The sequence below is a fragment of the Streptomyces sp. CS113 genome, from assembly GCF_002188365.1.
Lineage (GTDB): Bacteria > Actinomycetota > Actinomycetes > Streptomycetales > Streptomycetaceae > Streptomyces > Streptomyces tendae.
The window spans coordinates 2,538,316-2,562,608 of the sequence record NZ_KZ195574.1 but is presented as its reverse complement, the minus strand read 5'-3'; the positions used below and the strand labels follow the sequence as shown (position 1 = coordinate 2,562,608).

Sequence of the window (24,293 nt, the reverse complement as noted above, 5' to 3'; positions counted from 1 at the left end):
GGTGGTGCGGCCGGGTGCATGACTCCCGTACGGGGTGCCGCGTCCGTAAAGTGGTGACGTGCCAAGGATTCGAGCGGCCTCTGTGGCCGAGCACCGGTCGATGCAGCGTGCCGCCCTGCTGGACGCGGCACGCTCCCTGCTGTCCGACGGCGGAACGGAGGCGCTGACCTTCCCCGCCCTCGCCGAACGGACGGGCCTCGCCAGGTCCTCCGTCTACGAGTACTTCCGGTCGCGGGCGGCGGTGGTCGAGGAGCTGTGCGCCGTCGACTTCCCCGTGTGGGCCGCGGAGGTCGAGGCCGCGATGGAGCGCGAGACGGCCCCCGAGGGCAAGGTCGAGGCGTATGTGCGCACCCAGCTCGACCTGGTCGGGGACCGGCGGCACCGGGCCGTCGTGGCCATCTCCGCGAGCGAGCTGGACGCCGGTGCCCGGGAGAAGATCCGGGCCGCGCACGGCGGGCTGATCGCGATGATCGTCGAGGCGCTGGGCGAGATGGGGCACGGCCAGCCGCGGCTGGCGGCGATGCTCCTCCAGGGTGTCGTCGACGCCGCCGTACGGCGGATCGAGCTGGGTGCGGCGGAAGAGCCGACGGCGATCACGGAGGCGGCGGTCTCCATGGCGTTGCGCGGCGTGCGGGGCTGACCTCCGCGCCGCCCGGCAACGGCACCCCCAGGACCGGCAGCAGCCTCGACGGACCCGTGTCCAGCAGCCACGGGGGGAGCAGGGACAGCGGGTTCAGATAGACCTCGCCCCGCAGCAGGCCCCAGTGCAGGCAGGGAGCGCAGTGCGGGCCCGCCGGCTCCACCGTGCCGAGTACCTCCCCGGCCGCGACCTCGTCGCCCTCGCGCACGGTCGCATCGACGGGGGCGTACGTCGTCCGCAGGGGTGGGGCGCCGGTCCCCGCCAGCTCCACCGAGACCACGCCGCGGCCCGCGACCGGCCCCGCGAACGACACCCGCCCCGCCGCCACCGCCCGTACCGGGGCTCCGGCCCTCGCGGAGAGGTCCACGCCGCGGTGCCCCGGCCCGTACGGCGTCGCCGGGGGCTCCCAGCCCCGCAGGACCACGGGACGCGTGCCGACCGGCCAGTGCCGGGCGACCGGCGGCACCGCCGGGTCCGGGACCCGCCGGCCGGCGTCCGTCACCGAGACCGCCGGAGCAGTCCTCGGCGGCCCCGTGGCCAGGACGGTGAGCAGCAGTACCAGCCAGGTGCCCGGGCGCACCCATCGCCTCGTTCGCATGGGAGCACCGTCCCGCACCGCGGTCCGGCGCCGCCCGGCCCTGTGGACCGCCCTCCGGTTGTGGACAGCCGCGTCACCCGGTGCCCCGCGGGTCCCGTACACTTCTGGTGGCGATCCGGGTCACCGGGTCGACTTCGCACGCCCCGACACGAGGCCCGCACAGGTCCGTGTCAGCGCCCCTCGGTCCCTTGCGGCAGGCGCATCCGGGCGTCAGGCGCGGGAGCCGTCCGGCTCGCGCGGCACAACCGAGAACACCAAGGAGATACGGCCATGGCCGTCGTCACGATGCGGGAGCTGCTGGAAAGCGGCGTCCACTTCGGTCACCAGACCCGCCGTTGGAACCCGAAGATGAAGCGCTTCATCTTCACCGAGCGCAACGGCATCTACATCATCGACCTGCTCCAGTCGCTGTCGTACATCGACCGCGCCTACGAGTTCGTCAAGGAGACCGTCGCCCACGGCGGCACGGTCATGTTCGTCGGCACGAAGAAGCAGGCGCAGGAGGCCATCGCCGAGCAGGCCACCCGCGTCGGCATGCCCTACGTCAACCAGCGCTGGCTGGGCGGCATGCTCACCAACTTCTCGACCGTCTACAAGCGCCTTCAGCGCCTGAAGGAGCTCGAGCAGATCGACTTCGAGGACGTGGCCGCCTCCGGCCTCACCAAGAAGGAGCTGCTGGTCCTCTCCCGCGAGAAGGCCAAGCTGGAGAAGACCCTCGGCGGTATCCGCGAGATGTCCAAGGTGCCCAGCGCCGTCTGGATCGTGGACACCAAGAAGGAGCACATCGCGGTCGGTGAGGCCCGGAAGCTCAACATCCCGGTCGTCGCCATCCTCGACACCAACTGCGACCCCGACGAGGTCGACTACAAGATCCCGGGCAACGACGACGCGATCCGCTCCGTCACCCTGCTCACCCGCGTGATCGCCGACGCCGTCGCCGAGGGCCTCATCGCCCGCTCCGGTGCTGGCAAGGGCGCCGAGGGTGACAAGGCCGCGGGCGAGCCGCTCGCCGCGTGGGAGCGCGACCTGCTCGAGGGCGAGAAGGCCGAGAAGAAGGACGACGCCGAGGCCGCCGAGAAGCCCGCCGAGGCTCCGGCTGCCGAGGCCGCCCCCGCCGAGGCCGCCCCCGCCGAGGAGGCTCCCGCCGCCGAGGCTCCTGCCGAGACCCCGGCCGCCCCGGCCGCGGACGCCGAGCAGGCCTGACCCCTCACCACCTTCGGGTGCCGGACGGCGGGGGCCGCACAGCCCCCGCCGTCCGGCCCGTAGATCTTCAGACTTCGAGAGAGATTCCGGAATCATGGCGAACTACACCGCCGCCGACGTCAAGAAGCTCCGCGAGCTCACCGGCGCCGGCATGATGGACTGCAAGAAGGCGCTGGACGAGGCCGAGGGCAACGTCGAGAAGGCCGTCGAGGCGCTCCGCATCAAGGGCCAGAAGGGCGTCGCCAAGCGCGAGGGCCGCTCTGCCGAGAACGGCGCCGTCGTCTCGATCATCGCCGACGACAACACCTCGGGTGTGATCGTCGAGCTGAAGTGCGAGACGGACTTCGTCGCCAAGGGCGAGAAGTTCCAGACTGTCGCCAAGACCATCGCCGAGCACGTCGCCAAGGCCGCCCCGGCCGACCTCGAGGCGCTGCTCGCCTCCGAGATCGAGGCCGGCAAGACCGTCCAGGCGTACGTGGACGAGGCCAACGCCAACCTCGGCGAGAAGATCGTCCTGGACCGCTTCGCGCAGTTCTCCGGCGGCTACGTGGCCGCGTACATGCACCGCACGATGCCCGACCTGCCCCCGCAGATCGGTGTCCTCGTCGAGCTGGACAAGCCCAACGCCGAGATCGCCAAGGGCGTCGCGCAGCACATCGCCGCCTTCGCGCCGAAGTACCTCTCCAAGGAGGACGTCCCGGCCGAGGTCGTCGAGTCCGAGCGCCGCGTCGCCGAGGAGACCACCCGCGCCGAGGGCAAGCCCGAGGCCGCCCTGCCGAAGATCGTCGAGGGTCGCCTCAACGGCTTCTTCAAGGACGCCACCCTGCTCGGCCAGCCCTACGCCCTGGACAACAAGAAGTCCGTCCAGAAGGTGCTGGAAGAGGCCGGTGTCAGCCTGAAGCGCTTCTCGCGCATCAAGGTCGGCATCTGAGTCCGTACCGCGACGGACGCGCGACCCCGGTAGGGTCGACAGCAGTCGTCGGCGCCGTTCGCGTATGCCGTTGCGCACGCGCGCGTGGCGGCGGGCGACAGCAGATCTGACGAGGAGGCCATTGCCGCGTATGGGATGCGAAACACGCCCCCACCGGCAGTGGCCTTCTTCGTGTGTGTGACCCACGTAAAAGAGGCGAGATCTCCATGACCACCAAGGCCGAGAAGAGCGACGACGGCAAAGTACGCGGCCGCTTCATGCTGAAGCTGTCCGGAGAGGCCTTCTCCGGCGGTGGGGGCCTGGGCGTCGACCCCGACGTGGTGCACGCCATCGCCCGCGAGATCGCGGCCGTCGTCCGGGACGGCGCGCAGATCGCGATCGTCATCGGCGGCGGCAACTTCTTCCGCGGCGCCGAGTTGCAGGTGCGCGGCATGGACCGCGCCCGCTCCGACTACATGGGCATGCTCGGCACCGTGATGAACTGCCTGGCCCTCCAGGACTTCCTGGAGAAGGAGGGCGTCGACTGCCGCGTGCAGACCGCCATCACCATGGGCCAGGTCGCCGAGCCCTACATCCCGCTGCGTGCCGTGCGCCACCTGGAGAAGGGCCGCGTGGTCATCTTCGGCGCCGGTATGGGCATGCCGTACTTCTCCACCGACACCACCGCCGCCCAGCGCGCCCTTGAGATCGACGCCGAGGCGCTGCTCATGGGCAAGAACGGCGTGGACGGGGTCTACGACTCCGACCCGAAGACCAACCCGGACGCCGTGAAGTTCGACGCGCTCGGCTACGGCGAGGTCATCACCCGGGACCTGAAGGTCGCCGACGCCACGGCCGTCACCCTGTGCCGCGACAACAGCCTCCCGATCGTGGTCTTCGAGCTGCTGAAGGAGGGCAATATCGCCCGCGCCGTCAAGGGTGAGAAGATCGGCACGCTCGTGGGGGACCAGGGCAGCCGGGACTGACCGGAGAACACCCCCGTCCGCGGACGCCACCTGTCCGGGGGACGGACGGGGACGGGACCGGGCCGGGGGATGGACATTGTCCCGCCGGTCGGGAACCGTGCAGGAAGAACGCGACGCAGCCGGCCGCCAGCCCGCAGGGGAATCGCAGCCGGGCCTACTCAAGACACGCAGGAGCAAGTGGTGATCGAAGAGACCCTCCTCGAGGCCGAGGAGAAGATGGAGAAGGCCGTCGTGGTCGCCAAGGAGGACTTCGCCGCGATCCGCACCGGCCGTGCGCACCCGGCGATGTTCAACAAGATCGTGGCCGACTACTACGGCGCGCCGACGCCGATCAACCAGCTGGCCTCGTTCTCCGTGCCCGAGCCGCGCATGGCCGTGGTGACCCCCTTCGACAAGACGGCCCTGCGCAACATCGAGCAGGCGATCCGCGACTCCGACCTGGGCGTCAACCCGAGCAACGACGGCAACATCATCCGGGTGGTGTTCCCCGAGCTGACCGAGGAGCGCCGCCGGGAGTACATCAAGGTCGCCAAGAGCAAGGGCGAGGACGCCAAGGTCTCGATCCGCTCCGTGCGCCGCAAGGCCAAGGACGCCATCGACAAGATGGTCAAGGACGGCGAGGTCGGCGAGGACGAGGGCCGCCGTGCCGAGAAGGAGCTCGACGACACCACCGCCAAGTACGTCGCGCAGGTGGACGAGCTCCTGAAGCACAAGGAAGCGGAGCTGCTCGAGGTCTGATGAACGACTCTTCCTGGGGAGCGCCGCCACAAGCCGGGTACTGGGGGCCGTCCGACCAGGGACCCGTCCAGGGCGCCGGCCCGGCGGGTCCCGCGTACGATGCGCACTACGCGCAGCAGACTCGCCCCATGCCCATCGTGCCCGACGTACCCGAACACGGCGGAGACCAGGACGACGACCAGGGGACCGCTCGGCTGAGCGGTCCCTTGTTCCGGGACGAGCCGTTTCACGACCAGCCCGTTCGCGACGAGCCGTATCGCGACCCGAGTCCGTCGGCGCAGCCGTATGCGGCGGTGCCGCAGAATCCGGAGCCCATGCCCGACGCCCCGCAGCCGGCGCAGTCCCAGCCGCCGCCGCAGAAGAAGAGCGCGGGGCGCGACCTGGGTGCCGCGATAGGGGTCGGCGTCGGCCTCGGCGTGGTGATCATCGCGTCGCTGTTCGTCGTCAAGGCGGTCTTCGTCGGCGTGATCGCGGTCGCCGTCGTGGTGGGCCTGTGGGAGCTGACCACGCGGCTTCAGGAGCGCAAGGACATCAAGGCGCCCCTGGTGCCGCTCGCGATCGGCGGCGCCGCGATGGTGGTCGCCGGTTACGCGCGCGGGGCCGAGGGGGCGTGGGTCGCGATGGCGCTCACGGCGCTCGCGGTCCTGGTCTGGCGGATGACGGAGCCGCCCGAGGGCTACCTCAGGGACGTCACCGCGGGCCTGTTCGCCGCGTTCTACGTGCCGTTCCTGGCCACGTTCGTCGCCATGATGCTGGCGGCCGACGACGGCGCCTGGCGGGTGCTGGTCTTCCTGATACTGACGGTCGTCAGCGACACCGGGGCCTACGCCGTCGGCTGGCGCTTCGGCAGGAAGAAGCTCGCCCCGCGCATCAGCCCCGGCAAGACCCGCGAGGGCCTGCTGGGAGCGGTGGCGTTCGCGATGGTGGCGGGCGCGCTGTGCATGCAGTTCCTGATCGACGACGGCACCTGGTGGCAGGGCCTGCTGATCGGCCTCGTGGTCGCCGTCAGCGCCACCCTGGGCGACCTCGGCGAGTCCATGATCAAGCGGGACCTCGGCATCAAGGACATGGGCACCCTCCTGCCGGGCCACGGCGGCATCATGGACCGCCTCGACTCGCTGCTGCCCACGGCACCGGTGGTGTGGCTGCTGCTGGTGATCTTCGTGGGCTCGGGCTGATCCGGTCGGTGACCCCCTCAGGTCGGGTCTGACCTGCTGGTTCTTCGGAGAGGGACCCGTTGTCCACAGGGCGGCGGGTCCCTCTCCGTATGTCTGCGACACTGGTATGGCCATGCCTAAGCCCGGAGAACTCACATTTGTCGCGCCGCGCGGAGCCAAGAAGCCGCCGCGGCACCTTGCCGACCTCACGCCCGCCGAGCGCAAGGAGGCTGTCGCCGCGATCGGTGAGAAGCCGTTTCGCGCGAAGCAGCTCTCGCAGCACTACTTCGCGCGGTACGCGCACGCTCCCGAGCAGTGGACCGACATCCCCGCCGGTTCGCGCGAGGGGCTGCGCGAGGCGTTGCTGCCCGAGCTGATGACGGTCGTGCGCCACCTGTCGACCGACCAGGGGACCACGCGCAAGACGCTGTGGAAGCTGTTCGACGGGACGCTCGTCGAGTCGGTGCTCATGCGCTACCCGGACCGGGTGACCATGTGCATCAGCTCCCAGGCCGGCTGCGGCATGAACTGCCCGTTCTGCGCCACCGGCCAGGCCGGCCTCGACCGGAACCTGTCGACCGCCGAGATCGTGCACCAGATCGTGGACGGCATGCGGGCGCTCAGGGACGGCGAGGTGCCGGGAGGCCCCGCGCGGCTCAGCAACATCGTGTTCATGGGCATGGGCGAGCCCCTCGCCAACTACAACCGGGTGGTGGGCGCCATCCGCCGGCTCACCGACCCCGAGCCCGACGGGCTGGGGCTCTCCCAGCGCGGGATCACCGTCTCCACGGTCGGTCTCGTCCCCGCGATCCACCGCTTCACCGGCGAGGGCTTCAAGTGCCGCCTGGCCATCTCGCTGCACGCCCCCGACGACGAGCTGCGCGACACCCTGGTCCCCGTCAACACGCGGTGGCAGGTGCGCGAGGTGCTGGACGCCGGGTTCGAGTACGCGGCGAAGTCCGGGCGCCGGCTGTCCATCGAGTACGCCCTGATCCGCGACATCAACGACCAGGCCTGGCGCGGTGACCGTCTCGGGCGGCTGCTCAGGGGCAAGCCCGTGCACGTCAACCTGATCCCGCTCAACCCCACGCCCGGCTCCAAGTGGACCGCGTCCCGGCCCGAGGACGAGAAGGCGTTCGTGGAGGCGATCGCGGCGCACGGTGTGCCGGTGACGATCCGGGACACCCGTGGGCAGGAGATCGACGGGGCGTGTGGTCAGCTCGCCGCGAGCGAGCGGTAACCTGACCGGCGGCAGTACCGGTAGTACAGGCAGTACATGCAGTACATCGTCAGAGTCATCACATCTTCATATTCCGACAGGGGAGCGCCACAGCGCTGAGAGTGCGGCACCGGCCGCAGACCCTCCGAACCTGGCCCAGGTCATTCTGGGTAGGGAGATCGGTCACCACTCGAGCTGTTGCGCCCTGCCCGGGATCCCTGCCAGGGGTCCCGGGCGGGGCCGCGTCTTCTCCTGGTCACCCAGGAGGAATTCAGTGAGCATCACCAAGAAGGTCAGTGTCCTGGCCGTCGGACTCGGCATGGTCGGCACGCTGGCCGCCTGCGGATCGTCCTCCGACGACGCCGGCGGCAGCGGCTCCGGCGACTCCAGGACCGTGACCCTGGTCAGCCACGACTCGTGGGCCGCGTCCAAGGACGTCATCGCGGCCTTCGAGAAGCAGTCGGGCTACAAGGTCAAGGTCCTGGAGGACGGCGACGCCGGGCAGGCCGTCAACAAGGCCATCCTCACCAAGGACAACCCGCAGGGCGACGTCTTCTTCGGCGTCGACAACACCCTGCTGTCCCGCGCCCTCGACAACGGCCTGTTCCAGCCGTACGAGGCCAAGGGCTCGGACCAGGTCCGGCCCGAGTACCGCGCCGACCAGGACAAGCACCGGGTCACGCCCGTCGACAGCGGCGACATCTGCGTCAACTACGACAAGGCGTACTTCACCCAGCACGGGCTGACCCCGCCGAAGTCCTTCGACGACCTGATCAAGCCGGAGTACAAGGACCTCCTCGTCACCGAGAACGCCGGCAGCTCCTCGCCGGGTCTCGGCTTCCTGCTCGGCACCGCCGCCCAGTACGGCGACGAGGGCTGGGAGGGCTACTGGAAGAAGCTCGAGGCGAACGGCGTCAAGGTCGTCGACAGCTGGGAGCAGGCGTACAACGAGGAGTTCTCCGGCTCGGCCGGCGGCAAGAAGGCCAAGGGAGACCGGCCCCTCGTCGTCTCCTACGCCTCCTCCCCGCCCGTCGAGGTCGTCTACGCCGACCCGCAGCCGGACACCGCACCCACGGGCGTCGCCGACGGCACCTGCTTCCGGCAGGTCGAGTACGCGGGCCTGCTCAGCAACGCGAAGAACCCCGAGGGCGGCAAGGCCCTCCTCGACTTCCTGCTGAGCAAGTCCTTCCAGGAGGACATGCCGCTGAACATGTTCGTCTACCCGGTGCGGGAGGGCGCGCAGGTCCCCGAGGTGTTCTCGAAGTTCGGGCCGCAGGCGAAGGACCCGCAGACCCTCGACCCGGCGAAGATCGCCGACAACCGCGACCAGTGGGTCAAGTCGTGGACCTCGCTCGTACTGAAGTGAGCCGCACCGGCAGGCGGGCGGGGAAACCGACCGGGACCGTGCGCGGGAGCGCGGCCCGGCTCGGGCTGATGGCCGTGCCCGTCGCGTTCTTCGCGGTGTTCTTCGCCTACCCCGTCGCCGCCATCGTCGCGCGCGGCCTGGAGGTCGACGGGGTCTGGCGGTTCGGGCGGATCGGGGACGTGCTCGCGCAGTCCGACGTGCGGCACGTGCTGTGGTTCACCACCTGGCAGGCGCTGGCGTCCACCGCGCTCACGCTGCTGGTCGCGCTGCCCGGCGCGTACGTCTTCGCCCGCTTCGACTTCCCCGGCAAGCAGGTCCTGCGGGCCGTGGTGACCGTGCCGTTCGTGCTGCCGACGGTCGTCGTCGGTACGGCGTTCCTGGCGCTGGTCGGGCGCGGCGGGCTGCTCGACGAACTGTGGGGCCTGCGCCTGGACACCACGGTGTGGGCGATCCTGCTCGCCCACGTCTTCTTCAACTACGCCGTCGTCGTACGCACCGTCGGCGGGCTGTGGGCGCAGCTCGACCCGCGGCAGGAGGAGGCCGCGCGGATGCTCGGCGCCTCCCGGCTGCGAGCCTGGCGGCAGGTGACGCTGCCCGCGCTGGCGCCCGCCGTGGCCGCCGCCGCGCTGATGGTCTTCCTGTTCACCTTCACCTCCTTCGGCGTCGTCCAGATCCTCGGCGGGCCCACCTTCTCCACCCTGGAGGTGGAGATCTACCGGCAGACCTCACAGGTCTTCGACCTGTCCACGGCCGCCGTCCTGACGCTGATCCAGTTCGCGGCCGTCGCCGCGGTCCTCGCCGTGCACGCCTGGACGGTACGGCGGCGCGAGAGCGCGCTCAGGTTGGTGGACGCGGCCACGACCGCGCGCCGGCCGCGCGGGGCCGGGCAGTGGGCGCTGTTCGCCGGGGTCCTGGGCACCGTCGCCGTGCTGCTGGTGCTGCCGCTCGCGGTGCTGGTCCAGCGGTCGCTGGGCGCGTCCGGCTTCGGCTACTACCGGGCGCTGACCCGCGAGGACGGCGGTGCCTTCCTCGTCCCGCCGATCGAGGCGATCGGCAACTCCCTTCAGTACGCGGTCGCCGCCACGGCCATCGCCGTGGTGATCGGCGCGCTGGCCGCGACCGCGCTCACCCGGCGGGACGCGGGCCGCTTCGTGCGCGGGTTCGACGCACTGCTGATGCTGCCGCTCGGTGTGTCGGCCGTGACGGTCGGCTTCGGGTTCCTGATCGCGCTGGACGAGCCCCCGCTGGACCTCAGGTCCTCCTGGATCCTGGTGCCGCTCGCGCAGGCGCTGGTGGGTGTCCCCTTCGTCGTACGGACCATGCTGCCGGTGCTGCGGGCGGTGGACGGACGGCTGCGGGAGGCGGCGGCGGTGCTGGGCGCGTCGCCCTGGCGGGTGTGGCGCGAGGTGGACCTGCCGATGGTGCGGCGGGCGCTGCTGGTCGCGGCCGGGTTCGCCTTCGCCGTGTCGCTGGGCGAGTTCGGCGCGACGGTGTTCATCGCACGTCCGGACAACCCGACGCTGCCGGTCGCCGTGGCCCGGCTGTTGGGGCGGCCCGGTGACATGAACTACGGCCAGGCGATGGCCCTTTCGACGATTCTGATGCTGGTGTGCGCGGTGGCCCTGGTGGTGCTGGAGCGGCTGCGGACCGACCGGAGCGGGGAGTTCTGACATGCCGTCCATGCCGTCCGGGCCGTCGGAGCAGCCCATGCCGTCCGGGCCGTCGGAGCAGCCCGTGCCGTCCGGGCCGTCGGAGCCGCCCGTGCCGTCCAGCCTGCTGAGTCTCGAAGGCGCCACCGTCCGCTTCGGCGGCCGGGCCGTGCTCGACGCCGTCGACCTGGGAGTCGCCGAGCACGAGGTGGTGTGCGTGCTCGGGCCCAGCGGCAGCGGCAAGTCCACACTGCTGCGGGCGGTCGCCGGGCTCCAGCCGCTGGACGCCGGACGGGTGACGCTGGACGGCCGCGACCAGAGCGGGGTGCCCGCGCACCGGCGCGAGGTCGGGCTGATGTTCCAGGACCACCAGCTGTTCCCGCAGCGTGACGTGGCCGGGAACATCGCCTTCGGGCCGCGGATGCGCGGCGCGTCCCGGACGGAGCAGCGGACCCGGGTGGAGGAGTTGCTGGAGCTGGTCGGGCTGCCGGGCGCCGCCCGCCGGTCCGTCGCCGCGCTCTCCGGCGGGGAACAGCAGCGGGTGGCGCTGGCCCGCGCGCTCGCGCCCAGGCCCCGGCTGCTGATGCTGGACGAGCCGCTCGGTCAGCTGGACCGCTCGCTGCGCGAGCGCCTCGTCGTGGAACTGCGGGAGCTGTTCGGGCGGCTGGGCACGACGGTGCTCGCGGTGACGCACGACCAGGGCGAGGCGTTCGCGCTCGCCGACCGGGTCGTGGTGATGCGGGACGGGCGGATCGCCCAGTCGGGCACGCCCCTGGAGGTGTGGCAGCGGCCGGCGGACGCCTTCGTGGCCCGTTTCCTCGGCTTCGACAACGTGGTCGAAGCGTCCGTCGCAGGGCAGGCCGCTCACACCCCGTGGGGCAAGGTGCCGGTCCCCGAGAACGCCCCCCAGGGCACCCGGACGGTACTCGTGCGGCCGGCCGGGGTCCGTGTCGTCCCCGCCGACGAGGGCCTGCGCTGCACCGTCACCGCCCGCACCTTCCGCGGCACGCACGTCGCCGTGCACCTCCAGCCGGAGGACGCGCCCCGCCTGGAGGCGGCCTGCGCGCTGCGGGCGGCGCCGGAGGTCGGGGCCGAGGTCGGGGTGGAGTTCGACGCGGCGGACGTCGTCGTGCTCGGTGGATCGGGCGTTCCGGAGTGACCGTTCCGGAGTGATCGTTCCGCTCGTAGGGTGACGGTATGACACTCCTCACCCACGACCGGTACTGCGACGAAATCGTCCGCCAGGTGGCCGGACTCGGGGCCGTGGTCACTTCGGGTGCGGACCTGTCCGCGACCGTGCCGACCTGCCCGGACTGGACCCTGGAGGACCTGGTCCGGCACGTGGGCCGGGCCCTGCGCTGGACCGGGCTGATCGTCGGCACCCGCGCCGAGGAGGACGTCCCGGTGGACCGGGCTCCGGGAGCCGCGGGGCCCGCGGCGCGCGGGGACGCGGCGGCGCTGGACGCGTGGCTGGCGGAGTCCGGCGAGGTCGTCGTCGGTGCCCTGCGGGAGGCCGGTCCCGATGCGCACGCGTGGTCGTGGGCCGGCATCGACACGGCGGGGTTCTGGGCGCGGCGGATGACGCACGAACTCGTCGTCCACGGCGCGGACGCGGCACTCGCGGCGGGCCTGCCCCGCCGGGCGGTCGCGCCCGACGCGATCGACGAGTGGCTGGAGATCGTGCGGTTCGTCCAACGGGTCCTGCCCGACGCTGCGGCGAACGAACTGCGCGCCCCCGGCAGCAGTCTCCACCTGCACGCGACCGACACCCCGGCCGAGCTGAACGCCGAGTGGTTCATCGAGCTTCCCGACGACGGCATCACCTGGAGCCGCGGGCACGAGAAGGCGACGGTGGCGTTGCGCGGCCCGCTCACGGACGTACTGCTGGCCTTCTACGGCCGGCTGTCGCCGGACGCCCCGGGGCTCGAGGTACTCGGTGACCGCGAGCTGCTCGAACTCTGGCTGGAGAAGGCGACGTTCGGCTGACACGACGGTGGCCCGCCCCGGACCGGGACGGGCCACCGCGATCAGCGCGTTGGCGCGGGAGATCAGCTGCCGCTGTTCGCTCCGCGACGGCGCAGGCCGAAGAAGACGGCGCCGCCACCGACGACGACCAGGGCCGCCGCGATACCGGCGATCATGCCGGTGTTGGAGTTGGCGCCGGTCTCGGCGAGGTTGGAGTCACCGGCCGCCGGGGACGGTGCGTTGTCGTTCGGAACGGCCGCCGGGGCGGTGGTCTCCGGCTGCGACGGCGCGGGGGCCGACGTGGAGGGCTCGGGCGCCGGGGACTCCGTCTCGTCGGACGGGGTCGAGGAGCTCTCCGACGGGGTCGGAGTCGGCGTGTCCTCGGTCTTGCAAGGCGTCGACGGGGTGGTGACGTCCGGCTTGATGAACTCGTCGACGTACCGGTCGGCCTTGATGTGGACGCGGTAATCCGTGTTCGGCTTCCAGTCCACGGCGAAGGAGACGGTGGTGCCCTCCTTGGAGCCCTTGACCGTTTCCTGGCCGACCTGCTCGCCGGTGCTCTTCAGGGTGACGGTGACGGTGGCCGGGATGCCGGCCGGGTCCACGTCGGTGACGGTGATGACACCGTTGTCGCCGTCGCACTTGGCTTCGGCGGAGAACTCGCTGATGTTGCAGGCGAGGGCGTTGCCCGACGCGCTGAGCGCCAGGGCCGCGGAGGCGGCGACGACGCCGAGGGCGCGGACGCCGCGGCGGGATGCCGTGCGGCTGATGAGGGACAGGACTGCCACGTTTGTCCTTTACGGGAGCGCGGATGCGGGGGGTGAAGAGGGTGCCGACGCTCGATGACGCGGCATCAGCACACCCATGAGCCTCACTGGTCTATAAGCGGGGCGTAAGAAGTGTCAACGCATATGCCCGCCAGGGACGTTGACTTTGCCGTCTTATTAACCGACGAGACGTTTCAGCGCGTCCGGAGCCTCGTCGATTCGGTCAACCAGCACGATTCGGGACTCCATCGCCCGCCCCTTCGCGAGCGACCGCAGCAGCGGCCAGGCCGGCAGCGTACGGGTCCAGTGCTCCCGGTCCACGAGCACCATCGGCGTGGGCTCGCCGCGCGACTCGTAGTAGTTCGGCGTCGCGTTGTCGAAGATCTCCTGCACGGTGCCGGCCGCGCCCGGCAGGAACACCACGCCCGCGGTGGAGCGGGCCAGCAGGCCGTCCTCGCGGGTGGCGTTGGCGAAGTACTTGGCGATGTGCGCGGCGAAGGCGTTGGGCGGCTCGTGGCCGTAGAACCAGGTCGGGATGCCGATCGAGGCGCCGCCGCCGGGCCATCGCTCGCGCACCTCGAACGCGGACCGGGCCCAGTCGGCGATCGACGGCGTGAACGACGGGACCTTGGCGAGCAGCGTCAGGGCCTCGTCCAGCATGCCGTCGTCGAACGGGGCGGCGTACGCGCCGAGGTTCGCCGCCTCCATCGCGCCCGGGCCGCCGCCCGTGGCCACCGTGAGCCCGGCGCGGGCCAGCTCACGGCCCAGGCGGGCGGCGCCCGCGTACTCCCGTGTGCCGCGGGACATGGCGTGACCGCCCATGACGCCCACCACCCGGCTGCCGACGACTAGTTCGTCCAGCGCGTCCGAGACGGCGTCGTCATGGATGGCGCGCAGCATGGAGGCGAAGACGTCACCGTCGGCCTTGGTCTGCTGGAACCAGTCGTAGGCCAGGGCGTCCGGCGTGGCCTCGTAGCCCTCGTCGAGGCGGGCGTACAACTCGTCGGGGGAGTAGACCCGCCCCCGGTAGGGGTCGAAGGGGAGCCCCGGTATCGGCGGGAAGACCAGGGCGCCGGCGGCGCGCACCCCGGCGGCGGCGCCGGCGTCCATCGGGCAGCCGAGGAAGACCGCGCCGGTGGGGTCGGCGGCGAGCAGGGCGTCCGTACGGCCCGTCAGGTCGACGGCCTGGACGCGGTGATGGGCGAGCGAGCCGGGGGCCGAGACGACGCGGTCGAACTCGGCGAGAGTCTCGATCTCCCGGTCGTGGGAGGCGTGGTGGGACTGGAACTGGGACAGTGACGGCGACCCGTGCGGTGACCGGGCCTTGCGCTGGGCGGGTGTCTGATCGGGTGTCGGATCCACCCGCCCATGCTAGGCACGCCCCCGGATCAGCCCTCGATCGCCGCCGGGTCCATCCACACGACCTCGAAGGTGTGGCCGTCGACGTCGTCGAAGGCCCGGCCGTACATGAAGCCGTGGTCCTGCGTCTCGCCGGAGACCGAGCCGCCGGCCGCGACCGCCTTCTCCACCAGCTCGTCGACCTTCTCGCGGCTCTCGGCGCTCAGCGCGATCAGCACCTCGCTGGACTTCGTCGAGTCCGCGATCTCCTTCTTCGTGAACTCGCGGTACTTCTGCGGCGTGTGCACCATGACCACGATGGTGTCGCTCAGCGGGATCGAAGCGGTGCTGTCGTCGCTGAACTGGGCGTTGATCTCGTACCCGAGCCCGGTGAAGAACTTCTTCGAGGCGTCGAGGTCGTTGGTGGCCAGGTTCAGGAAGATCATCTGCTGGTACATGGGGGCCTCTCCCGGGTTCGTATGCCGTGCCGTTCGAAGAGGTAGACGCGAGGCGGCCCCGGAACTCATCGCCGGTGCGCGGACTTTCTCGAAAAAGTTTTCCGCCGGTCAGTGGTCCAGCGGCAGCGCCGCCAGCACCGCGACGATCAGGACCAGCGGACCGAACAGGGCGAGCAGCGCGGCGGCGCGTACGGCGGCCGCGGCGCGCAGGGTCGCCGGGGGCGCGCCGAGCCGCCGCAGGGCGCCCGTGGTGTCGGCACGGGCGTGCCTGGCCTCGACGGCCGCGGTGAGCAGGGTGGCCACCGTGCAGCCGGCCACCAGGACGGCGCCCAGCGTGCCGAGCGGGCCGAAGGCCGGGCCGTCCCCGTCGTACACGGCCGCGGTCACGTAGGCCGCGGCGGCGACGGCGGCGACGACGCCGAGCGGGCGGCCGATGCGGTGGGACTCCTCCATGAGCACGCGGCCGGCCAGCAGGCGCAGGGCGCCGGGGCGGGCGGCCTGGAGCAGGCGGCCGCACAGGTGGGTGAGGCCGGGACCTGCCAGGGCGAGGCCCACGGCCGTGAGGGCCCAGCCGATCAGCACGCCGGCGGAGGGGGCGGTGCCGGGGGCGGGGGCGGCGCTCGCGTTGCCGGTGTAGGTCTCGACGGTGAGGCCCGCGGTGAGGACGGCGATGCCCCAGGGGAGGGCGGTGGTGCTCGGGGGGCGGGGGGCCGGCCCGGCCGGGGTGTCGGGGGCGGTGTCCGGTGTCTGCGAGGTGTCCGCCGGGGCCGGGGGAGCGGCGTCCAGCGTCTGTGTGGTGCCGTCCGCCGAGGTCGGGGGGTGGGGAGCACGTGCCTGCGGGTGCGGGGCGCCGCCTGCGCCCACCCTCCCCCGCTCTCGGCTTCGCTCGAGCGGGGGCACCTCCATCGCCCCAGCGGCACGACTGCCCGCAGCCACGGAGGCGGGCTGGCTGCCCGCAGACACGGAGGCGGGCTGCGCGGTGCGGGCGCCGAAGCGGCCGTAGGCGCCGAAGGTTTCGCGGGCCTTGCCCCAGCCGTACGCGCCGAAGCGGCCGTAGCCGCGGGGGGCGGGCGCCGTGGTGGGCCGGGGATCGCGGGGCCGCAGCGTGTGGGCCACCGCCGCCGACGCGAGGGCCGGGACGAGGACCAGCAGGGTCAGGACGGCCGGGGCGGGGAGGGTCTGCCCGACGGCCAGGGCGTCCGCCGCCACGCGGTCGGAGGGCGGGCGGCCGGTCAGGCTGCCGCGCAGGTACAGGAAGGCGAGCAGGGCCGCGACCGACCCGAGCGCGGCGGACAGGGCCGTGGTCGTCGCCGAGACGGCCATCAGCCGGCCCGGCCCCAGACCGATCGCCGACAGCCCCGAGCGGGGCCGGGTCCCGGGATCGGTGCGGGCCACGGCCACCGCCAGGTACACCGCGGCGGCCAGCGGCGCCGCGCACCAGGCCAGCCGGAGGGCGGAGGCGCCGGGGGTGTCCGGGTGGCTCAGCGCGTGGCCGAGGGCGCACAGCAGCAGGAAGCCCGTGCCCGCCGAGGCCAGCGCGACCAGCAGGCGGCGCAGGTGGACGGCGAGGTGGGCGGTGCGGGTCAGGCGGAGAGCGAGCACGCCGCCCGGCCTTCCGTTCCGGGAGTCCCGGCGGCACCCGTGGCCACCGTGGTCTCGGCGAGCGGCGGCAGGTGCACGGTCCGCACCCGCCGTCCGTCCAGGAGCGCCACCGTGCGGTCCGCCAGGGCGGCGGTCTGCGCGTCGTGCGTGGCGAGCAGGACGGTGATGCCGTGCGAGCGGGCCGCCGTGGTGAGCGTCCGCAGGACCTGGGCGCGGTCGGCGCGGTGCAGGGGGGCCGTCGGCTCGTCGGCGAAGAGGACCGCCGGGGCGACGGCGAGCGCGCGGGCGATGCAGACGCGCTGCCGCTCGGCCTGCTGGAGCTCGTGCGGGCGCCTGCGTGCCTTGCCGCCGACGTCGAGCCGGTCCAGCCACTCCAGGGCGGCGGTCTTGGCCCGGCGCCGGCCGGTGCCGCGCAGCATGAGGGGGAGCGCGGCGTTCTCCCAGGCGTTCAGCTCGGGGACGAGTGCCGGGGCGGGGTCGATCCAGCCGAAGCGGTCGCGGCGCAGCCGTTCGCGGCCGAGCGGGCCCATGGTGTGCACCGGCACGCTGTTGAACCACACCTCGCCGTCCTGCGGCTTCACCAGTCCGGACAGGCATCGCAGCAGGGTGGTCTTGCCGCTGCCGCGCGGGCCGCTCACGGCGAGGATCTCGCCCTGGCGCACGCCGAGCGACACGCCTTGCAGCGCGGGGGAGCCGTCGTGGTGCTGGAAGTGCAGGGCACGGGCCCAGAGCACGTCGTTGTCCGGCGGGGCCTCCATGGGCGTACACCTCGGTTCTGATCCGTATTCCCCCGGTCGTGTCGTCCCCCTTCCGGGGGAACGAAGACGGGGCCGATCGGTCACTGGGCACCGTAAGGAGTCGCCGCGGAGGAAGCCGGACAGCACGCGGCCCCGGGCCGCCGTTCTCACTCGAACGGACCGCACCGGGGCCGGTGATGATCGTCTCAGCGGATGATCGGGACGATCAGAGCTTCGTCCACGCCTCCGTCAGCGTGGCGCGCAGGATCTGCTCGATCTCGTCGAAGGTCTCCTGGTTGGAGATCAGCGGCGGGGCGAGCTGGATGACCGGGTCGCCGCGGTCGTCGGCACGGCAGTACAGGCCGTTCTCGAAGAGCTTCTTGGAGAGGAAGCCGTACAGGACGCGCTCGGTCTCCTCCTCGTTGAAGGACTCCTTGGTGGCCTTGTCCTTCACCAGCTCGATGCCGTAGAAGAAGCCGTTGCCGCGGACGTCGCCGACGATCGGCAGGTCGTGCAGCTTCTCCAGGGTGGCGCGGAAGGCGCCCTCGTTGTCCAGCACGTGCTGGTTGAGGCCCTCGCGCTCGAACAGGTCGAGGTTGGCGATGCCGACCGCGGCGGAGACCGGGTGGCCGCCGAAGGTGTAGCCGTGCAGGAAGGTGTTGTCGCCCTTGTAGAACGGCTCGGCCAGGCGGTCGGAGATGACGCACGCGCCGATCGGGGAGTAGCCCGAGGTCATGCCCTTGGCGCAGGTGATCATGTCCGGGACGTAGCCGAACTTGTCGCAGGCGAAGGTGGTGCCCAGGCGGCCGAACGCGCAGATGACCTCGTCCGAGACGAGCAGCACGTCGTACTGGTCGCAGATCTCGCGCACCCGCTGGAAGTACCCGGGCGGGGGCGGGAAGCAGCCGCCCGCGTTCTGCACGGGCTCCAGGAAGACCGCGGCGACGGTGTCCGGGCCCTCGAAGAGGATCTGCTGCTCGATCTGGTCCGCGGCCCAGCGGCCGTACGCCTCGGGGTCGTCGCCATGGATCGGGGCGCGGTAGATGTTGGTGTTCGGCACCTTGTGCGCGCCGGGGACCAGCGGCTCGAAGGGGGCCTTCAGGGCGGGCAGGCCGGTAATGGACAGGGCGCCCTGCGGGGTGCCGTGGTAGGCCACCGCGCGGGAGATCACCTTGTACTTGGTGGGCTTGCCGGTCAGCTTGAAGTACTGCTTGGCGAGCTTCCAGGCGGTCTCGACCGCCTCGCCGCCGCCGGTGGTGAAGAAGACCTTGTTGAGGTCGCCGGGGGCCTCGTTCGCCAGCCGCTCGGCCAGCTCGACGGCCTTGGGGTGGGCGTAGGACCACACCGGGAAGAAGGCCAGCTCCTGCGCCTGCTTGGCGGCGGCCTCGGCCAGCTCCGTGCGGCCGTGTCCGGCCTGGACCACGAACAGGCCGGCGAGACCGTCGAGGTAGCGCTTGCCCTTGTCGTCGTAGATGTGGGTGCCCTCACCGCGGACGATGGTGGGGACGGGGGCGTTCTCGTACGACGACATGCGGGTGAAGTGCATCCACAGGTGGTCGTACGCGGTCCGGCTGAGGTCCTTGGGGCTGTCGGTGCTCACGATTATCGGGTTCCCCACATATAGGTCTGCTTCTTGAGCTTCATGTAGACGAAGCTCTCGGTGGAGCGCACGCCGGGCACGGCCCGGATGCGTCGGTTGATGACCTCCAGGAGGTGGTCGTCGTCCTCGCAGACGACCTCCACCATCAGGTCGAAGGAGCCCGCGGTCATCACCACGTACTCGCACTCGGACATGGCCGACAGCGCCTCGGCCACCGACTCCACGTCGCCCTCGACGTTGACGCCGACCATCGCCTGGCGCCGGAAGCCCACCGTGAGCGGGTCCGTGACGGCGACGATCTGCATCACGCCCTGGTCGAGCAGCTTCTGGACGCGCTGGCGCACGGCCGCCTCCGACAGGCCCACGGCCTTGCCGATGGCGGCGTACGGCCGGCGGCCGTCCTCCTGGAGCTGCTCGATGATGGCGAGGGAGACGGCGTCCAACTGGGGACCGCCGTTCCTGGACTCGCGGGAGTCCTTCTGGTCTGCGCTTCGACTGGCCACGGCTTCACTGTGCACGACGTATCGACAGTTTCGCAAGGCCGGATCGATGAAATTCGTTGTCTGAGTCGCTTCAATCTGCGGATATCGCAACCCCGAGGGCGGTGGGGGTGTTGAAAACGTCGGGACTCCGTCTAGGGTGGGTGTCTCAGTTACTGGACACCCGAACTTGGAGGGCCGGCAGTGAGCACCGAGCTGCGTCGTCTGCGCAATTACATCGACGGTGAGTTCCGGGACGCCGCCGACGGACGGACCACGGAAGTGGTCAACCCCGCCACGGGCGAGGCGTACGCGACCGCCCCCCTGTCCGGGCAGGCGGACGTCGACGCCGCGATGGCGGCCGCCGCGGCGGCCTTCCCGGCCTGGCGGGACCTGGTCCCGGCCGAGCGGCAGAAGGCCCTGCTGAAGATCGCGGACGCGTTCGAGGAGCGGGCCGAGGAGCTGATCGCGGCCGAGGTGGAGAACACGGGCAAGCCGATCGGGCTGACCCGCTCCGAGGAGATCCCGCCGATGGTCGACCAGATCCGCTTCTTCGCGGGCGCGGCGCGGATGCTGGAGGGCCGCGGCGCCGGCGAGTACATGGAGGGGCTGACCTCCTTCGTGCGCCGCGAGCCCATCGGTGTCTGCGCGCAGGTGGCGCCGTGGAACTACCCGATGATGATGGCCGTGTGGAAGTTCGCCCCGGCGCTCGCCGCGGGCAACACGGTCGTCCTCAAGCCCTCGGACACCACCCCCGCCTCCACGGCCCTGATGGCCGACATCATCGGCTCGATCGTGCCCAAGGGCGTCTTCAACGTCGTGTGCGGCGACCGCGACACCGGCCGCCTGATGGTCGAGCACGAGACCCCGGCGATGGCCTCCATCACCGGTTCGGTGCGGGCCGGCATGTCGGTCGCCGAGTCGGCCTCCAAGGACCTCAAGCGGGTCCACCTGGAGCTGGGCGGCAAGGCGCCGGTCGTGGTCTTCGAGGACACCGACATCCCCAAGGCCGTCGAGGGCATCTCGGAGGCGGGCTACTTCAACGCCGGCCAGGACTGCACGGCGGCCACCCGCGTGCTGGTCCACGAGTCGGTCCACGACGAGTTCGTGAGCGCGCTCGCCAAGGCCGCGTCCGAGATCAAGACCGGGCAGCCGGACGACGAGGACGTGATGTACGGCCCGCTCAACAACCCGAACCAGCTCAAGCAGGTCTCCGGGTTCATCGAGCGGCTGCCCGCGCACGCCAAGGTCGAGGCGGGCGGCCACCGGGTCGGCGACAAGGGCTACTTCTACGCCCCGACCGTCGTCTCCGGCCTCAAGCAGGACGACGAGATCATCCAGCAGGAGGTCTTCGGACCGGTCATCACCGTCCAGTCCTTCCGCGACGAGGACCAGGCCGTCGAGTGGGCCAACGGCGTCGAGTACGCGCTGGCCTCCTCGGTGTGGACCAAGGACCACGGCCGCGCGATGCGGATGTCCAAGAAGCTCGACTTCGGCTGCGTGTGGATCAACACGCACATCCCGCTGGTCGCCGAGATGCCGCACGGCGGCTTCAAGAAGTCCGGCTACGGCAAGGACCTGTCGGGCTACGGCTTCGAGGACTACACCCGGATCAAGCACGTGATGACGTCGCTGGACATGTGACCCCCACGCGGTGCGCGCGGCCCCGGACGGACCTCCCGGTCTCCGTCCGGGGCCGCGGCGCGTGTGCACCGGGGGGTGAACTCCCCGCGCTCGACAGGGTGTCGGGCCTGGCCGGACCCGCTCGACGCAGCGTCGATTGTCCCGGTCGGCGGCGCGACGGGATCCTCGTGCCATGCCCCTGCTCCCGAAGACGCCCTCGCTGTCCCGCCGTACGCTGCTGCGCGGCCTGGGCGGTTCCGCCGCGCTCGGTGCGCTCGGCACCCTGGCCGGCTGCGGTGTCCCCGCCGCGTACGTCGCACCGGGCGACCGGGCCGCGACCGACCGGTCCGCCACCGAACGGCGGCTGACCTGGGCCAACTGGCCGCTCTACATCGACACCGACGACAAGCACCCCGGCCGGCGGCCCACGCTGGAGGCCTTCGAGAAGGAGACGGGCATCTCCGTCGACTACATCGAGGAGATCAACGACAACGACGAGTTCTTCGGCAAGATCAGCCCGTCCCTGATGAACCACCAGCCCACCGACCGCGACCTGATCGTCATCAGCGACTGGATGTGCGGGCGGTTCGTGCGGCTGGGCTGGGTGCAGGAGATGGACCGCTCCCGCCAGCCGAACGTCACCGAGTACCTGGACCCACTGCTGCGTTCGCCCGCCTTCGACCCCGGCCGGAAGTTCACCGTGCCCTGGCAGTCCGGCATCACCGGCATCGCCTACAACCGGCGCCGGCTCGGCCGGGAGATCCGGCACGTGTCCGACCTGTGGGCGGCCGACCTCAAGGGCCGCGTCACCCTGCTGTCCGGCATGGACGAGGCCTTCGCGCTGCTGATGCAGGGCAACGGCGTGGACATCACCGACTGGCAGACGGACGACTTCCACCGGATCTGCGACCAGGTGGAGAAGCAGGTCGCCAAGGGGCAGATCCGCCGCTTCACCGGCAACGACTACATCAAGGACCTCTCCAGCGGCGACGTGCTCGCCTGCCAGGCCTACTCGGGCGACGTGATCCAGCTCCAGGCGGACGATCCGGACATCGAGTTCGTCGTCCCGGAGGAGGGCGCCGAGCTGTGGGCCGAGTCCCTGATGATCCCCAACCTGGCCCGCCACAAGGCCAACGCCGAGCGGCTGATCGACCACTACTACCGGCCCGAGGTCGCCGCCGAGCTGGCCGCCTGGGTCAACTACGTCTGCCCGGTCCCCGCCGCCCGGGACATACTCGCCTCCTCCGGCGACGAGGAGACCGCGGCCCTGGCGGAGGACCCGCTGATCTTCCCGGACGCGGCGATGCGCGAACGGCTCGCGATCGCGCGGGACATCTCGGCGGGGGAGCGGACGGAGTTCGCGAAGCGGTGGAACGGGATCGTGGGGGTGTAGCAGACTGATCATGTGACGAATTCATCGGGCGAGGAACAGGCGGTCGGGGGCGCGGTCACGCTGGGACTGCTGGCGGCCTGGGCGCTGCACGACCTCGAGGAGTTGGCGACCGTGCCCGGCTGGTGGCGGCGCAACCTCCCCGCCCTGCGCGAGCGGTACCCGGGTGTGCCGGAGGCCGTGTGGCGGCGGGCCGGGTCGGTCGACGGGCGGGAGTTCGCGGTGGCGGTCGGCGCGATGGCCGCGGTCGTGGCCTCCGCGTCCGTCGCCGGACGGCTGACCGGCGGCCGCTCGGCCACCTACCAGGCCGCTCTCCACGCCTTCGGCCTGCACGGCCTGGTCCACCTCGCGCAGTCGGGGCTGGTGCGCGGCTACACGCCCGGGTCGGCGACCTCGCCGCTGATCGTGGTCCCGTTCACCCTCTGGGCCCGCCGCCGGCTGCGCCGCGCCGGTGTCCTGCGTCCCACCCGCCCGCGCGATCTCGCCGTGGCGCTGGGCTTCGCGGGGGTGGCGACGGTCGCGGCGCACGAGGTGGCGCGGCGGTTGACGGGGCGCGGCGCCTGACGGGGGCGCTACCTCAGCGCATTGCCCGACGGGGGCTACTTCAACGCGATGCCTGACGAGGGCCACTTCAGCTCGGCGCCTGACGGGGGCTACTTCAGCGCCGCCATGGTGATCCGGTCGAGGACCGGCTTCGGGCCCGCGCTCTTGGCGTCCGTGGAGTTGACCGAGGAGACGAGGGTGCGGCTCAGGTCGCGGGTGCCGCCGATGACGGCGCTGTAGCCGTAGCGGGAACCCGACTTGCCCCAGAAGACCTCGCCGTCGACTTCCGTGTACTCCAGCCCCGCGCTCCGCTCTGCGCCCGGAACGCCGGCCGGGGTCGTGAACATCTCCTCCAGCTCCGGCTGCGGCACGATCTTCCCCCGGAACAGCCGGGCGAGCAGCTTCTCCAGGTCGGCGGTGGTGGAGATCATGTCGCCCGCCGCCCAGCGGTCCGCCTGGTTCCACTCGGTCACGTCGAGGAGTTCCGTCGTGCCGTCCGGCCGCTCCACCGACTGGTAGCCGCGGTTGTGCGGGCCCCGGATACGGGGGTCGGTGCCGGGGAAGTACGTGTGCCGCATGCCCGCCGGACGCAGGACCAGGCGCGTGGCGACCGAGGCGTACGAGTGCCCCGTCACCTTCTCGATCAGCAGGCCGAGAATCGTGTAGTTGATGTTCAGGTACTGCTGCCGCGTCCCCGGGGTGAAGTCCTCCGGTCCCTTGGCGATCGCCGACGCCGCGACCTCCTGCGGGGTGAGGGTCTCGAAACGGTGCGCGTACACCTCCGCGAAGTCCTCGCCGAGACCGTCGCCCGGCTTGATGCCGCTGGTGTGGTTCAGCAGGTGGCGCACGCTGATCGGCTGCTCGAAGTCCGGCGTGAACAGGTCGGGGAGGTAGCCCTGGACGGGCGCGTCCAGGTCGATCTCGTCCTGCGCGGCGAGGCGCAGGACGGTGGCGGCGGTGACGACCTTGGTGATCGAACCGGCCCGGAAGCGGGCGTTGGGGAGTGCCGGCCGGTCACCGGTCAGGTCGCGCACGCCCGCGCTGCCGTGCCAGTCGCCGTCCGGGTCGCCGACCCGCACGAGGGCGGCGGTGGCGTGCTGGTTCGGGACGTCGGAGAGGGCGGCGCGCAGTGCCTCCTCGTCCGGCCTGTCCGAGCGGCCCGGCCCGTTCGTTCCGTCCGAGCGGCCCGGCCCCTCCGTTCCGTGTCCGGTGGTGGCGGGAGCGGTGTCGGAGGGTGGCGCGGCGAACGCGGGAACCGCCAGCGGGCCGGCGGCGAGGGCGAGCACGAGGGAGGCGGCGAGAGTGGAGGCGGTTCGGGCACGCAT

General features: G+C 71.7%; 23 protein-coding genes and 1 riboswitch. Of the genes, 14 read left to right on the top strand and 9 right to left on the bottom strand.

Features of this window, described 5'->3' with window-relative positions; all coding sequences use genetic code 11:
• Positions 1–82 precede the first annotated feature (82 nt).
• The gene (locus B9W62_RS10970; protein ID WP_087807010.1) at positions 83–640 is read left to right on the top strand and encodes a TetR/AcrR family transcriptional regulator; all 558 of its coding nucleotides are present in this window, start codon (positions 83–85) and stop codon (positions 638–640) included.
• Here the strand turns inward: B9W62_RS10970 and B9W62_RS10965 are convergent.
• A complete protein-coding gene (locus tag B9W62_RS10965; RefSeq protein ID WP_087807009.1) occupies positions 594–1,238 on the bottom strand; it encodes a murein hydrolase activator EnvC family protein in 645 nt (214 codons plus the stop codon). The genes B9W62_RS10970 and B9W62_RS10965 overlap by 47 nt on opposite strands.
• 270 nt (positions 1,239–1,508) lie before the next feature.
• Between B9W62_RS10965 and rpsB the strand changes: the two genes are divergently transcribed.
• The 10 genes from rpsB to B9W62_RS10915 all read left to right on the top strand — a co-directional run bounded on the left by rpsB (position 1,509) and on the right by B9W62_RS10915 (position 12,452).
• On the top strand, positions 1,509–2,441 hold the full coding sequence (gene rpsB, locus B9W62_RS10960) for a 30S ribosomal protein S2 (protein ID WP_087807008.1): 933 nt from the start codon (positions 1,509–1,511) through the stop codon (positions 2,439–2,441).
• A gap of 94 nt (positions 2,442–2,535) precedes the next feature.
• Positions 2,536–3,372 (top strand): translation elongation factor Ts, encoded by an 837-nt coding sequence (tsf, locus tag B9W62_RS10955; RefSeq protein WP_087807007.1) that lies wholly within the window; start codon positions 2,536–2,538, stop codon positions 3,370–3,372.
• A 206-nt stretch (positions 3,373–3,578) separates the two neighbouring features.
• Positions 3,579–4,337: a UMP kinase gene (gene pyrH / locus B9W62_RS10950; RefSeq protein WP_007444937.1), complete on the top strand. Its 759-nt coding sequence runs from the start codon at positions 3,579–3,581 to the stop codon at positions 4,335–4,337.
• Positions 4,338–4,517: 180 nt separating this feature from the next.
• Positions 4,518–5,075 carry a ribosome recycling factor gene (gene frr, locus B9W62_RS10945; protein ID WP_059300879.1) on the top strand — a complete coding sequence of 186 codons (558 nt, stop codon included), beginning with the start codon at positions 4,518–4,520 and terminating at the stop codon, positions 5,073–5,075.
• Positions 5,075–6,253: a phosphatidate cytidylyltransferase gene (locus tag B9W62_RS10940; protein ID WP_087807006.1), complete on the top strand. Its 1,179-nt coding sequence runs from the start codon at positions 5,075–5,077 to the stop codon at positions 6,251–6,253. Before frr ends, B9W62_RS10940 begins: the two co-directional genes overlap by 1 nt.
• Before the next feature lie 112 nt (positions 6,254–6,365).
• Positions 6,366–7,472 (top strand): dual-specificity RNA methyltransferase RlmN, encoded by a 1,107-nt coding sequence (gene rlmN, locus B9W62_RS10935; protein WP_087807005.1) that lies wholly within the window; start codon positions 6,366–6,368, stop codon positions 7,470–7,472.
• Positions 7,473–7,540: 68 nt separating this feature from the next.
• Positions 7,541–7,646, top strand: a riboswitch (TPP riboswitch).
• A gap of 79 nt (positions 7,647–7,725) precedes the next feature.
• Positions 7,726–8,817 carry a thiamine ABC transporter substrate-binding protein gene (locus tag B9W62_RS10930; protein ID WP_087807004.1) on the top strand — a complete coding sequence of 364 codons (1,092 nt, stop codon included), beginning with the start codon at positions 7,726–7,728 and terminating at the stop codon, positions 8,815–8,817.
• A complete protein-coding gene (locus B9W62_RS10925) occupies positions 8,793–10,487 on the top strand; it encodes an ABC transporter permease (protein WP_373433680.1) in 1,695 nt (564 codons plus the stop codon). The genes B9W62_RS10930 and B9W62_RS10925 overlap by 25 nt, the downstream gene beginning before the upstream one ends.
• A 91-nt stretch (positions 10,488–10,578) precedes the next feature.
• Entirely contained in the window at positions 10,579–11,625 is a 1,047-nt protein-coding gene (locus B9W62_RS10920; RefSeq protein ID WP_087811852.1) for an ABC transporter ATP-binding protein, read from the top strand.
• 38 nt (positions 11,626–11,663) lie between these two features.
• Positions 11,664–12,452: a maleylpyruvate isomerase family mycothiol-dependent enzyme gene (locus tag B9W62_RS10915; RefSeq protein WP_087807003.1), complete on the top strand. Its 789-nt coding sequence runs from the start codon at positions 11,664–11,666 to the stop codon at positions 12,450–12,452.
• 62 nt (positions 12,453–12,514) lie between these two features.
• On the opposite strand, the gene B9W62_RS10910 is transcribed toward B9W62_RS10915, so the two are convergent.
• The 7 genes from B9W62_RS10910 to B9W62_RS10880 form a co-directional block, all read right to left on the bottom strand.
• The gene (locus B9W62_RS10910) at positions 12,515–13,219 is read right to left on the bottom strand and encodes an LAETG motif-containing sortase-dependent surface protein (protein WP_087807002.1); all 705 of its coding nucleotides are present in this window, start codon (positions 13,217–13,219) and stop codon (positions 12,515–12,517) included.
• 156 nt (positions 13,220–13,375) lie between these two features.
• Complete coding sequence (locus tag B9W62_RS10905; protein WP_087807001.1) at positions 13,376–14,560, bottom strand: LOG family protein; 1,185 nt, start codon at positions 14,558–14,560, stop codon at positions 13,376–13,378.
• 26 nt (positions 14,561–14,586) lie between these two features.
• A complete protein-coding gene (locus tag B9W62_RS10900) occupies positions 14,587–14,994 on the bottom strand; it encodes a VOC family protein (protein WP_087807000.1) in 408 nt (135 codons plus the stop codon).
• Positions 14,995–15,102: 108 nt separating this feature from the next.
• A complete protein-coding gene (locus B9W62_RS10895; protein ID WP_087806999.1) occupies positions 15,103–16,596 on the bottom strand; it encodes a hypothetical protein in 1,494 nt (497 codons plus the stop codon).
• Positions 16,578–17,354, bottom strand: coding sequence for an ABC transporter ATP-binding protein (locus B9W62_RS10890; RefSeq protein ID WP_087806998.1), 777 nt, complete (start codon positions 17,352–17,354; stop codon positions 16,578–16,580). The genes B9W62_RS10895 and B9W62_RS10890 overlap by 19 nt, the downstream gene beginning before the upstream one ends.
• 205 nt (positions 17,355–17,559) lie before the next feature.
• Positions 17,560–18,933: an aspartate aminotransferase family protein gene (locus tag B9W62_RS10885; protein ID WP_087806997.1), complete on the bottom strand. Its 1,374-nt coding sequence runs from the start codon at positions 18,931–18,933 to the stop codon at positions 17,560–17,562.
• 2 nt (positions 18,934–18,935) lie between these two features.
• Positions 18,936–19,451, bottom strand: coding sequence for an Lrp/AsnC family transcriptional regulator (locus B9W62_RS10880; protein WP_003973369.1), 516 nt, complete (start codon positions 19,449–19,451; stop codon positions 18,936–18,938).
• Between the two features lie 165 nt (positions 19,452–19,616).
• Here B9W62_RS10880 and B9W62_RS10875 point away from each other — a divergent pair, with 165 nt between their 5' ends.
• From B9W62_RS10875 to B9W62_RS10865, 3 genes are all read left to right on the top strand, one after another.
• Complete coding sequence (locus B9W62_RS10875) at positions 19,617–21,056, top strand: gamma-aminobutyraldehyde dehydrogenase (RefSeq protein ID WP_087806996.1); 1,440 nt, start codon at positions 19,617–19,619, stop codon at positions 21,054–21,056.
• Between the two features lie 172 nt (positions 21,057–21,228).
• Complete coding sequence (locus B9W62_RS10870; RefSeq protein ID WP_087806995.1) at positions 21,229–22,428, top strand: polyamine ABC transporter substrate-binding protein; 1,200 nt, start codon at positions 21,229–21,231, stop codon at positions 22,426–22,428.
• A gap of 12 nt (positions 22,429–22,440) precedes the next feature.
• Complete coding sequence (locus tag B9W62_RS10865) at positions 22,441–22,989, top strand: HXXEE domain-containing protein (RefSeq protein ID WP_087806994.1); 549 nt, start codon at positions 22,441–22,443, stop codon at positions 22,987–22,989.
• Positions 22,990–23,078: 89 nt separating this feature from the next.
• Here B9W62_RS10865 and B9W62_RS10860 read toward each other — a convergent pair whose 3' ends face one another.
• A complete protein-coding gene (locus B9W62_RS10860; protein WP_087806993.1) occupies positions 23,079–24,293 on the bottom strand; it encodes a serine hydrolase domain-containing protein in 1,215 nt (404 codons plus the stop codon).